The organism is Nocardia sp. NBC_01730 (assembly GCF_035920445.1).
In the GTDB taxonomy this organism is placed as follows: domain Bacteria; phylum Actinomycetota; class Actinomycetes; order Mycobacteriales; family Mycobacteriaceae; genus Nocardia.
In genome coordinates, this window is the sequence record NZ_CP109162.1 from 1,130,841 (window position 1) to 1,142,184 (window position 11,344).

Genomic DNA, 11,344 nt, shown 5'->3' on the forward strand with positions numbered 1-11,344 from the left:
GATGAAGGACCCCGAGATGATCAATGTCAAAGTAGATTTCGGCCGTTGCGATGCCAACGGCACCTGCGCCGCACTGATGCCCGATGTATTCGAGATCGGCGCGGACGGCTCGCTCGCACAATTGAAGACGCGGATCGAGGACGATCGGCAGGAGGAGTTCGACGAAGTCGTGCTGTGCTGCCCGATGGGAGCGATCTCTCGATGACGGAGACACTACTGCCCCGCTTCGATCCGTTCGCTCCGCAGGCCCAGGCGCACGAGGGCGGAGCCCTGCCGGACGGCCCACTGGCGCTCGGTCCATCCGGTTACACAGTGCTGACCTACGATCTCGCGACCACGGTCCTGCGCAATACGCGCTTCAAGAACGCCGCGCTCGAACTGATGGAACAGTTCGGAATCACCGACGGACTGGCTCACGAATTCCGTGCCAATAGCGTCATCATGGCGGAGGGTGCGCGTCATTTCCGACTGCGCGCGCCGATGGCGCGGTTCATGGGTCCGCACACTGTGCAGGAAATCCGCAGAATTGTTCGCGAGATCGTCGAGGGCATTGTCACGGATCTCGACACGAGCGCTCCCGTCGATTTCCACACCGGGATCGACCAGCGCATTCCCGCGCGGATCTATTGCTATCTCGCTGGCGCACCCGCGGCGGACGAGCCCTTGGTCGCCAGCCTGTCGGAGCGGACGCTCTCACTGCTGCATCGGGACCGGTCCCTCACCCCGGTGATCGTGAACGCCTATGCCGAACTCTTCGCCTATCTGCGTGCTCTCATCGCGCGAAAGCGGGAACAGGCCCTCGGCGACGACATGCTGTCCTTCCTCATCGGCCAGCAGGAAGCGGGCAAGCTGTCGGAGGATGAACTGCTCAACGAGGCCGCCGCCATGCTCGAGGCGAGCTCGGTCAATACCTCGCATCAAACCGGCCTGGTCGTGTGGACACTGCTGCGTGATCGAGAGGCCTGGCGGCGACTCGTCGAGGATCACGAGCTGATTCCTGCCGCCGTGGTCGAGGCCATCAGGTTGTATCCGCGGCCCGGAATCGTGAGCAAGGTGGCGACCGAAGATATCGAGCTGAACGGAACCATCATTCCGGAAGGCTCCGATGTGCATGTGGCGGTCTGGTCCGCGAACCGCGATCAGGCGCGCTTCGAACGCCCCACCGAATTCCGCCTCGACCGGGAATCCAATTCCCCGCTGACATTCAGCACCGGCAGTCACGGCTGCCTCGGTCAAAGCTTGGCCAGGGTGGAAATGGAAGAAGTGGTCAGGTATCTGGCCGACCACCACCCCGATGCGGTGGTGGTCGACGACGGCACCGAAATCGGACAGAGTGGCGGCCGCTGGCTCGTCAAGGCGCTCACCGTGAACTTGAATCCGGTGTAAGGGGAATATGGTGATGAATGCCGAGTCTTTGACGGAGCGCCTGGCATCGAATTGGGCGGAAATTCAATTCGACGATATTCCGGGTGAGGTCGTCACTGGTGTCAAGAAAAATATTCTGGACACCCTGGCCGTGGCGATGGCCGGTGCCCACACCGATGAGGCCCGGCGGGTGCGGACCGCACTCACGGGCGTGCGCGCCGAGTCCGGAAGCCTGGTGTGGGGCACCCCCTTTCGGGTTTCGCCGGCTCATGCCGCGCTCGCGAACGGCACCGCGGCCCATGCGCGCGACTTCGACGACGGAGGTGGGCCGGGCCACGCCGGGGCGACGGTGCTGCCCGCGGCGCTGGCCGTGGCGGAGGCGGCGGGCGGCGACGGGCGGACGCTCATCGAGGCAACGATAGCCGGATACGACATCGGCTACCGAGCGTTGCAGGCGATCGGAGGTTTCGCCGCGCATACCGGCCGAGGCTGGCACTCGAGCGGCACCATGGGCAGTTTCGCCGCGGCCGCGGCCGCGGCGAAAACCCTTGGCCTGGACACGGAACGCTTCGCCGACGCGCTCGGAATCGCCGGCTCGTTCACCGGTGGTGTGTGGGCGTTCAAAGACGACGGCGCCATGACCAAACGCATCCATCCCGGCAAAGCGGGGGAGACCGGCGTGGACGCGGCGCTCCTCGCCCAGGCCGGAATTACCGGTCCCCGTCGGGTTTTCGAAGCCGAATGGGGTGGCCTGTATGCCACCTACAACAACGGACAGGGGTTCCCTGAGCAGGCGCTCGCCGACCTGGGCGTGGATTACAACGTGGCCACCGCGTACATCAAGCCCTACGCCTGCTGCCGGGGGTGCCACTCCACGATCGACACGGTTCTGGCGATGATTCGCGCGCGCGACGTGAACCCCGCTGATATACACCACATTTCGATCAAAGCCTCGGAGACCGCGGTGAACATGCTGTCGGTCGACCCGATAGAGACCGTCTTCGATGCCCAGTTCAGCCTCGCCTACGCGATGAGTGTCGCACTGTGCAACGGCAGTGTCGGACTGGACCAGTTCGAGCCACCCCGCATGAACGACCCGCTGGTGGCGGAGACCTTCGCGAAGATCTCGATGCACGTCGACACCAGCATCGAACTGGAGGACGGACCACGTCTGGACGTGGAGTTCACCAGTGGCGAAACGATCACCCTGTTCGCCGGAAACCCGACTACCGCCAAGGGCTCGGCGCTGAACCCGATGTCCCACGAGGAGGTCGTCACAAAGGCAGAAGCACTGCTGGCGCCGATCGACCCCGAGATTCCCCGCCGACTCGTGCACGCGGTCGAGAATCTGGAAGACGCTTCCGATCTTTCAGAACTGCTGAGTGCACTCCGAGCAGAGAGACGAGACAACTGCCTTGGTGACTAATCAGAAGTCGGAGACGATCGAGCGAACGGAAATGATCGCGGCCGAGCCAACCGAGTCGCTCGCCGCCATGCTCGACATCGAGATGCCCTGTGCCGCCGGTGATCCAGTGCCGCCGCTGTGGCATTGGGCGTATCTGCTGGAGCGCGATCCACAACGTGAGCTCGGTCCGGACGGCCATCCGGTCACCGGGATACCGGCCCCTCCCGGGCCCGACCGCCGACGGATGTTCGGGGGTGGACGCGTGACGACCTTCGGTCACTTGGTGATCGGCGAGTCCGCTACCAAAGTGACCTCGGTCAAGAGCTTGCTCGACAAGGACGGCCGAACCGGCCCGTTGACCTTGGTCACGGTCCTCCAGGAGATCTTCCAGGGCGGCGAGCTGGTGATTCGCGAGGAGCAGGATATCGTCTACCGCGCGCCCGGATCCGGCACGCTGCCGCCCGCGCCGACTGCTCCCGCGTCGCCGAGCGGGCCGACGCTGGAGCTGGCCGTGGACGAGCGAACGTTGTTCCGGTTCTCCGCATTGACATACAACGCGCACCGGATCCACTACGACCTCGGGTGGACAGCGCAGGAGGGTTACGACGGGCTGCTCATCCACGGACCGCTGCTCGCGCTCATGATGGGCGAGCACATGCGTCGTGAGGGAATCGAACTGCGCGGCAAGACATTCGGCTACCGGTTCGTCTCACCCATGACGAAACCACAGACCTTCACCGTCGTACCCGGCCCCGAAGGGTTGATCCACGGGGCCGAGGCGCGCAGTGCCGCCGGCGCCGTCTGCGCTGTCAGCACGCTGGCGGAGCTCTGAGGGCATGACAGCGGTATCCGATGTGGTCATCGTGGGTGGTTCTATCGCCGGGTTGCGGGCGGCGGAAACCGTCGTCCGACTTGCTCCCGAGCTGAGCGTGACGGTTGTGAGCGATGAAGCTCACCTGCCCTACGAGCGCCCGCCCCTGTCGAAAGTCGCGTTGCACGATCCCCTCGAACTGGACGACCTGGTCTACCGGTCGGTCGGCGAGCTCGGTCGGCACGGAGTCGAATTCAGGCTCGAAACCCCTGCTCTGGGCCTCGATCTCGCCGCGCGAAGGGTCCGCCTCCCCGAGGGCGAAATCGGATATCGAGCGCTCGTCATCGCGACCGGATGCGACCCGGTGATGCCGCCTGTGTTCGCCGGGCTTCCGGAGGTTTATCCGCTGCGTAGTTTCGCGGATGCCCGCGCCCTGCGTGCAGCGGTCGCCGATACCTCGAAGTCGGTGGCGATCGTGGGCGCCGGGTTCATCGGCGGTGAATTCGCGTCGACACTCGTTAAGGCGGGCCGCGGGGTCTCGCTCGTCGATATGGCCCCGAAGCCCCTCGGCAGGTTCGGAGCTCCGGTAGCCGACACCTACGCGGCGTTGCATCGAGACGCCGGTGTCGAGCTGTTCCTCGGCAGGGCGGTCACCGATGTCGCCCACATCGTGGAGGGCCGGGAATTGGTTCTCGACGACGGTACCCGAGTTCGCGCGGACGTCATTCTCGTCGGTGCCGGGGTGCGTCCCTCCACGCGATGGCTGGAGGGCTCGGGACTGACCCTCGACAACGGGATTCTGTGCGATTCCCTGCTGCGGGCGTCGGAGGGTGTTTTCGCCGCCGGCGATGCCGTCCGGTGGCCGAATCCACGATTCGACGCGATCATGCGGGTCGAGCACTGGACCAATGCGGCGGAGCAAGGACGTATCGCCGCCATGAACGCCGTGAACCATATCCGGGAACTCGATGGCACAGCCTGCGCGAACGTGCCGTATTTCTGGTCCGACCAGCATGGCATTCGCATTCAATTCGCCGGATATCTGACGGGCGACGAGGAATTGCTGGAGAACCGCAATTCCGACGGCTCGCTCTTCCTGTACCGGCGCGGCCAGGCGGTGACCGGCGTGCTGGCCTTCGAGCGGCGGTCCGAGTTCGTCAAAATTCGTGCGGCACTGAGGCGAGAGAATCCCTCACTGCGCCAAGTCGTTCCCGATGTGCCGGATCACGAAGAAGTGCGCATCGGCTGAGTTTTCCCGGGCTCCGGCCGGTAACGGACGGGCATTCGGGATCTTCACTGTGGAGGATTAGTGCGAGAAGAACAGCAAGTGATAGTCGTAGGCGCAGGTCCCGTGGGACTCTTGAATGCGCTGGGTTTGGCGCAGCAAGGTGTCGTCGTCACTGTGCTCGAGCGAGCGTCGACTCTCTCGGAGGCGCCGCGGGCGATCGTCTATCACTGGGCAGCGCTGGATGGCCTGGCCCGCTTGGATCTCCTCGACGACGCTGTAGGGGCCGGATTTCTGAAGCAGGACTACGCCTATCGGGTGCACAAGACCGGTGAAATCATCGAGTACGGCTTGGAGGCGCTCGAGGGAAAGGTGGAACGTCCCTACAACCTGCACCTGGGGCAGGGTGCTCTGGCGCGCGTGATTCTGCGGCGCCTGGAGACCTTCGACAACGCACGCGTGCGCTGGAACCACGAGGTCACCGCGATCACCCAGGATGACGCCGAAGTCCGGGTCACCGTTCGGTCCGAGCGCGGCGAAGAGGAACTCCGTGCGTCCTGGCTCATCGGCGCCGACGGCGCGGGCTCCAGGATTCGGAGCGAGCTGGATCTCGGCTTCGAGGGGATCACCTGGCCGGAGCGGTTCGTCGCCACCAATGTGCGCTTCGCCGAGGATCTTTCGGGCTGGGCGCAGTCGACGTTCTATGTCGACGACGTCTTCGGGGCGATTATCGCCAAGATCGACGAGTCCGGTGCGCACGGCCTCTGGCGCTACACCTACATGGAGGACGACGCCCTGCCCGCCGAGTCGGCGGCCGAGCGCCTGCCCGAGTTCCTCACCACGGTGTTCGGCGAAAAGATCGCTGCCGCAGCAGAACTCGAGGCGATCTCGCCGTACCGGATGCATCAGCGCAGTGCGGTGGCCTACCGTGCGGGCAGGGTGCTGCTCGCTGGTGACGCGGCACATGCGACGAATCCCACCGGCGGGCTCGGGCTGACCATGGGCCTGTTCGACGCGTACCTGTTGAACGAAGCCCTGGGCGCGGTCGTCTCCGGCCGCGCCGACGACGGCATCCTCAACGTCTACTCCGACGAACGCCGCCACGCGTTCGTCGATGTCGCGAGTCCACGTGCCAGCGCCAACAAGCGGCTGCTGTTCCATTCCACCGATCCGGCCCAACTCGATCGTGACCTGGACGTGTTCCGGAAGATGTCCCGCGACCGAGAGTTCGCCGCGGAATGCCTCTACTTCACGAAAACCCTGGAAACACCCTCCCTGATCGCGCACTGAGTGTGGCTGGTTTCGTATCGAACGAAGGAATTCCTATGAACCCCCTCGACGGACTCACCGTCGTATCGCTCGAGCAGGCCGTGGCCGCCCCGTTCGCCACCCGCCAGCTGGCGGATCTCGGTGCGCGGGTGATCAAGGTCGAGCGTCCCGACGTCGGCGACTTCGCCCGCGGATACGACGAGACGGTGCGCGGAATGGCCAGCCATTTCGTCTGGCTCAACCGCTCGAAGGAATCGGTCTGCCTCGATCTGAAGTCCGAGTACGGCAAGGACAGCATCCAGACCCTGGTCCGCAACGCGGACGTGTTCGTCCAGAACCTCGCTCCCGGCGCGGCGGAACGACTCGGGCTGGGCAGCGACGAATTGCGAAGGGTCAAGCCGGAACTCATTCATGTCTCCATCTCCGGTTACGGTCCCGGTGGACCGTACTCGGCGAAGAAGGCCTACGACCTGCTCGTGCAGTGCGAGGCGGGCCTGGTCTCCATCACCGGTACCCCGGACGAGCCGGCGAAGGTCGGGATATCCATCGCCGACATCGCCTCCGGAATGTTCGCCTACTCCGGTGTTCTCACGGCGCTGATCCAGCGTGATCGCACGGGTGAGGGCGCCACCATCGAGATCTCGATGCTCGAGGCGCTCTCGGAGTGGATGGGCTATCCGCTGAACTACGCGATGTATGGCGGCACGGCGCCGCAGCGGACGGGTGCGCGGCACGCGTCGATCGCGCCGTACGGCCCGTTCCGGTGCGGAGACGGAAATCAGGTGTTCCTCGGACTGCAGAACGAGCGTGAATGGGCGACGTTCTGCGCGGAGATCCTGGACGACCCCGCCATAGCGGCGGATCCCCGGTTCCTTCGAAACTCGTTGCGGGTGAGCCACAGTCGAGAGTTGCAAGAGGAGATCGAGCGCGCTTTCTCGGCGTGGAGCGCCGAAACGGTCGCGAAGCGGCTCGAGGCGGCGGGCATCGCGAACGCGATCCTGCGGGACATGCACGACCTGGCGGAGCACCCGCAACTCGAGGCGAGGGGACGGTGGTTCGACTACGAGTCACCCGTCGGTTCGCTGCGGGCACTCGTTCCACCGGCGACCTTTGTCGGAGCGAAGCCGGTGATGGGCCCCGTGCCCGGGGTCGGTGAGCACACTGAAGCCGTACTCGCCGAGTTCGGAATCGCCTCAGCGGCAGCCGAATTACCGAACTGAGCACCGGCCACCGAACCGAGAAGGGCGGAGAACCCATGAATCGGGAGGAAACCATTCGGGTCGCCAGATCGTTTCTCTTCGTACCCGGTGATCGTCCGGAGCGTTTCGACAAGGCGATCCGGTCCGGGACCGACGTCGTCGTGCTCGATCTGGAGGACGCTGTCGCGGACGAGCACAAGGACAGCGCCCGAAGGGCAGTAGTCGACTGGCTGTCCCGCGGTGGACCGGCATGTGTGCGAGTGGCTTCCCCAGCGGGTCAACACTTTTGGGACGAGGTGGCGGCACTGAAGGGCCTGCCCGGGCTGATCGCCGTGATGGTCCCCAAAGCCGAAAGCCCCGATGAACTGTCGGCCGTCGCCGAGCGGGTCGGGGTACCCGTGATCGCGTTGGTCGAGTCGGCGCTGGGGATGGTGCGTGCACCGTCTCTAGCCGCCGCCCCTGGGGTTTCGCGAATTGCGTTCGGGCACTTGGACTATGCGCTCGGCCTGGGGTGCGACACCGGCCGGCCGGCCATGCTCCACGCCCGTTCCGCGCTCGTGCTCGCATCGCGGGCCGCGCGGCTTCCGGGACCGATCGACGGTGTGACCGCCGCTCTGGATGATGCCGCGGCCCTGGACGAGGATCTCAGGTGTGCGAAGGAGCTCGGCATGACGGGAAAGCTGCTGGTGCATCCACGTCAGGTGGTGGGCACCCATGCGGCGTTTCGGCCCGACGCGGCGGCAGTCCGCTGGGCTCGGCGGGTGGTCGAGTCCGAGGCCGGAGGCAGGGCGGTCCGAATCGAGGGGCAGATGGTCGACGCGCCTGTCGTCGCGCGGGCGCGGGCGATCTTGCGAGATGTGCGTTGAAGAGGCGACCGCGAAAGGAAAACCGCTGTGGATTTCAATGAGACGACCGCGTTGGATGCCGTCGCTGCAAGCTTCGAGGGTACGTCCGACCCGAGGCTGAAAGAGATATTGCAGGTGACGACGCGTCACCTCCATGCCCTGGTTCGTGAGTTACGGCCGACGCAGACCGAGTGGCAGCAGGCCATCGACTTTCTCACGGCTGTCGGTCACACCTGCGATGACACCAGGCAGGAATTCGTTCTCCTCTCCGATGTGTTCGGCGTATCGATGTTGGTCGAGACGATCAATGGTGACGAGCACGGCACCGAGGGCACCGTTCTCGGCCCCTTTCACATGACCGAGTCGCCACGTCGCGAGCTCGGCGACTCGATCGACTTGATGGGCGGTTCGACGCCCTGCTTGGTTACCGGGGCGGTAGTGGACGACACCGGCCGGCCATTGGCGGGCACCACCATCGACATCTGGCAATGCAGCGTGGACGGCTTCTACGACGTGCAAGAGCCCGACAAGCAGCCGCCGGGCAACGGGCGCGGTCTGTTCACGACCGATGAGCAGGGGCGCTTCTGGTTCCGAACGGTAGTGCCCAGTCACTATCCGATTCCCACGGACGGGCCGGTGGGCGATCTGCTCGGTGCGTCCGGACGCCATCCATTCCGTCCCGCGCACATTCACGTACTCGCCGAAGCGGCGGGGTACGGGCCGGTGACGACACACCTGTTCGTCGCGGACAGCGCGTATATCGACAGTGATGCGGTGTTCGCGGTGAAGAAGAGCCTCATTGTCGATTTCACCGAAATCGACGATACCGCGGGGTTCGAGCACTACGGCATGACCGGACCCTTCCGCCATGCGCACTTCGATATTCGACTTGGTCGAGAGGGCGGACCGCAATGACAGACACCTTCACGTATGACGCGCTGCCCATGCGGGTGGTATTCGGGTCCGGGAGCATCGAGCGGCTCGCGGCCGAAACGGACCGATTGGGATTGCGGCGCGTGCTCGTCCTGTCGACCCCGCAGCAGCGCGACCTCGCCGACAGGGCGGTCGGCTTGATCGGGAAATCCGCTGTGGGAGTATTTGATTCGGCACGGATGCACGTTCCGGTGGAGACCGTCCAGGCAGCGGAGTCGGTGGCCTCCGAGCTCGAGATCGACGGCTGTGTCGCGGTCGGAGGCGGATCAACGATCGGTTTGGCCAAGGCGCTCGCGCTCGGCAGCGACCTCGGGATCGTAGCGGTACCCACGACCTACGCGGGCTCGGAGATGACCCCCATCTGGGGAATCACGAAGGGCGACAAGAAGACAACCGGCCGCGACCGCAAAGTCCTTCCGAGCAGCGTCATCTACGACCCCAATCTGACGATGACACTGCCCGTTCCGGTGTCCTGCACGAGCGGAATCAACGCGATGGCGCACGCGGTCGAGGCGCTCTACGCCCCCGACGGCTCGCCGGTGATCGCCGCCATGGCCGAACAGGGCATCCGCGACCTCGCCGACGCGCTACCAGCGTTATCGGCTGCCCCGAACGACGCGCGGGCACGGGCGACAGCATTGCAGGGCGCGTGGCTGTCCGGAGCCTGCCTCGGGGCGACGACCATGGGCCTGCACCACAAGCTGTGCCATGTCCTCGGCGGATTGCTGGATCTTCCGCACGCCGAAACCCATGCGGTAATGCTCCCGTACGTCACGGCATTCAACCTCCCGTCGGCTCGCACGGCCGCCGCTGCCCTCGCCCGCGCACTACGCACCGACAACGCGGTTACCGGCCTCCTGGCATTGACCGCCGACCTCGGAGCACCGCGAACTCTCCTCGAGCTGGGTGTGAACGAGAGTGACCTGACTCGCGTCGCTGACGAGGTCGTGAGTAACCCGTACTCGAACCCCCGATCGTTCACGCGGGAGGAATTGATCGAACTCCTCCACAATGCCTGGAAGGGCATCCACTGAGTTTTCGCTCTGGCCGCTTGCGGGTCCGTGCGCGGACCTGATTCACATTGCGGCCCGTACGGTGTGATCGTGCTGTTCGTCGGTACTACGCCGACACCGGCCAGGCGGCAGGTACCGGGGTCCGCAGCATACGTTTCGGATCGCCTTCGGACGGCGAGCGATTGGATCGCGCCGACATCGGCGAGACATCGGCGACGAATTTCAGGAAGCGCCGTGCGGCCTGGCCGCTCGGACCATGGCGGCGGACGACCGCTCCGTAACACCGGAAGGCGGTCGGGTCGCTGAGTGGGACGTTACCGATCGTGGACGCGTGTCCCGAGTGGGCGGCAGGCACGACCGCGACGCCCATTCCGGCCGCGACCAGGGCGTGCAGTGTGGAGAGTTCGGTGACCTCGATTTCGATCCGAGGGCTGAACCCCGCCTCCCGGCACAGCCGGTCGGTGACCTGACGCAGGCCGTACCCGGCCTTCAGTGCGATCATCGGCTCGTCCGCCACGTCCGCCATCGCGACGTGATCGCGGCCTTCGAACACATGGCCTGCGGGAACCCTCAGACATAGCGCCTCGCGTCCGAGCGGTACCCACTCTAGATCGTCCGTGGCCGGCTCGGGAGCCACGAAGCCGATGTCGATTCGCCCCTGCCGCACGCTGTCGACTACGGAATCGCAAGCGCCGCCATGCAATTCGAAGGAGGTGCTGGACGCGACCCCGCGGTACCGATTGAGCAGGTCTGGTATCAGCCAGCCGCCGAAGGAATGCGCGAACCCGAGCGACACCGAGCCTCGATCCGGATCGACCAAAGCGGCGATCCGCTGTTCCCCACGGTCGATCTCGTTCAGTGCTCGTAACGCGTGGGCCTGGAAGAGCTCGCCGTATTTGTTCAGCCGCAGCCGGTTCTGGTGGCGATCGAAAAGCTGCACTCCGAGCTTGCGCTCGAGCCGTGCCAACGCCCGGGACAGTGTCGGCTGGCTGATGTTCAGCCGGATCGAGGCCTCCGTGATGTGCTCGGTCTCGGCCAGCGTTGTGAACCACTGGAGCTCGCGCAATTGCATGGTCAACCTACCTCGGGAAGGGACGCCGACACTGGCGCACCTATCCGGTTCCAGCGCTGGAGTCCCAGTCGATCGTTGGAGCCATCCCTCGCACCTGGATCCTCGGGATGAGAACTCCACATTCCCCCGCGAGTGCGCTCCGTCACATGCGGAGGAACACCTATGCGCTACGTATCTGGGGAGCTACGTGGCCTGTGACGTGGGCCA

At 65.2% G+C, this 11,344-nt stretch carries 11 protein-coding genes; 10 read left to right on the plus strand and 1 reads right to left on the minus strand.

The features are described from left to right. Window position 1: 1 nt before the first annotated feature. From OHB12_RS04300 to OHB12_RS04345, 10 genes are all read left to right on the plus strand, one after another. The gene (locus OHB12_RS04300) at window positions 2-205 is read left to right on the plus strand and encodes a ferredoxin (protein ID WP_327116346.1); all 204 of its coding nucleotides are present in this window, start codon (window positions 2-4) and stop codon (window positions 203-205) included. Continuing rightward, window positions 202-1,386, plus strand: coding sequence for a cytochrome P450 (locus OHB12_RS04305; protein WP_327116348.1), 1,185 nt, complete (start codon window positions 202-204; stop codon window positions 1,384-1,386). The genes OHB12_RS04300 and OHB12_RS04305 overlap by 4 nt, the downstream gene beginning before the upstream one ends. Window positions 1,387-1,399: 13 nt before the next feature. Continuing rightward, window positions 1,400-2,791 (plus strand): MmgE/PrpD family protein, encoded by a 1,392-nt coding sequence (locus OHB12_RS04310; protein ID WP_327116350.1) that lies wholly within the window; start codon window positions 1,400-1,402, stop codon window positions 2,789-2,791. Next, on the plus strand, window positions 2,784-3,602 hold the full coding sequence (locus tag OHB12_RS04315; RefSeq protein WP_327116352.1) for an FAS1-like dehydratase domain-containing protein: 819 nt from the start codon (window positions 2,784-2,786) through the stop codon (window positions 3,600-3,602). Before OHB12_RS04310 ends, OHB12_RS04315 begins: the two co-directional genes overlap by 8 nt. 4 nt (window positions 3,603-3,606) lie before the next feature. Then, window positions 3,607-4,830, plus strand: coding sequence for an NAD(P)/FAD-dependent oxidoreductase (locus tag OHB12_RS04320; protein WP_327116354.1), 1,224 nt, complete (start codon window positions 3,607-3,609; stop codon window positions 4,828-4,830). A gap of 78 nt (window positions 4,831-4,908) precedes the next feature. Beyond that, complete coding sequence (locus OHB12_RS04325; RefSeq protein ID WP_327116356.1) at window positions 4,909-6,096, plus strand: FAD-dependent oxidoreductase; 1,188 nt, start codon at window positions 4,909-4,911, stop codon at window positions 6,094-6,096. A gap of 35 nt (window positions 6,097-6,131) precedes the next feature. Beyond that, entirely contained in the window at window positions 6,132-7,295 is a 1,164-nt protein-coding gene (locus tag OHB12_RS04330) for a CaiB/BaiF CoA transferase family protein (RefSeq protein ID WP_327116358.1), read from the plus strand. A gap of 35 nt (window positions 7,296-7,330) precedes the next feature. Beyond that, window positions 7,331-8,140, plus strand: a complete 810-nt coding sequence (locus OHB12_RS04335; protein ID WP_327116360.1) for an HpcH/HpaI aldolase/citrate lyase family protein — start codon at window positions 7,331-7,333, stop codon at window positions 8,138-8,140. Window positions 8,141-8,167: 27 nt separating this feature from the next. Further along, window positions 8,168-9,034: a dioxygenase family protein gene (locus OHB12_RS04340; protein WP_327116362.1), complete on the plus strand. Its 867-nt coding sequence runs from the start codon at window positions 8,168-8,170 to the stop codon at window positions 9,032-9,034. Then, on the plus strand, window positions 9,031-10,086 hold the full coding sequence (locus tag OHB12_RS04345) for a maleylacetate reductase (protein WP_327116364.1): 1,056 nt from the start codon (window positions 9,031-9,033) through the stop codon (window positions 10,084-10,086). Before OHB12_RS04340 ends, OHB12_RS04345 begins: the two co-directional genes overlap by 4 nt. Window positions 10,087-10,171: 85 nt before the next feature. Here the strand turns inward: OHB12_RS04345 and OHB12_RS04350 are convergent, their stop codons facing one another. Next, a complete protein-coding gene (locus OHB12_RS04350; RefSeq protein ID WP_327116366.1) occupies window positions 10,172-11,137 on the minus strand; it encodes a LysR family transcriptional regulator in 966 nt (321 codons plus the stop codon). Window positions 11,138-11,344 lie beyond the last annotated feature (207 nt).

What these genes read in the sequence shown, in the direction of transcription:
- OHB12_RS04300 (WP_327116346.1), top strand. Translation starts at nt 2, where the DNA reads ATGAAGGACCCCGAGATGATCAATGTCAAAGTAGATTTCGGCCGTTGC.
- OHB12_RS04305 (WP_327116348.1), top strand. Translation starts at nt 202, where the DNA reads ATGACGGAGACACTACTGCCCCGCTTCGATCCGTTCGCTCCGCAGGCC.
- OHB12_RS04320 (WP_327116354.1), top strand. Translation starts at nt 3,607, where the DNA reads ATGACAGCGGTATCCGATGTGGTCATCGTGGGTGGTTCTATCGCCGGG.
- OHB12_RS04345 (WP_327116364.1), top strand. Translation starts at nt 9,031, where the DNA reads ATGACAGACACCTTCACGTATGACGCGCTGCCCATGCGGGTGGTATTC.
- OHB12_RS04330 (WP_327116358.1), top strand. Translation starts at nt 6,132, where the DNA reads ATGAACCCCCTCGACGGACTCACCGTCGTATCGCTCGAGCAGGCCGTG.
- OHB12_RS04310 (WP_327116350.1), top strand. Translation starts at nt 1,400, where the DNA reads ATGAATGCCGAGTCTTTGACGGAGCGCCTGGCATCGAATTGGGCGGAA.
- OHB12_RS04335 (WP_327116360.1), top strand. Translation starts at nt 7,331, where the DNA reads ATGAATCGGGAGGAAACCATTCGGGTCGCCAGATCGTTTCTCTTCGTA.
- OHB12_RS04350 (WP_327116366.1), bottom strand. Translation starts at nt 11,137, where the DNA reads ATGCAATTGCGCGAGCTCCAGTGGTTCACAACGCTGGCCGAGACCGAG.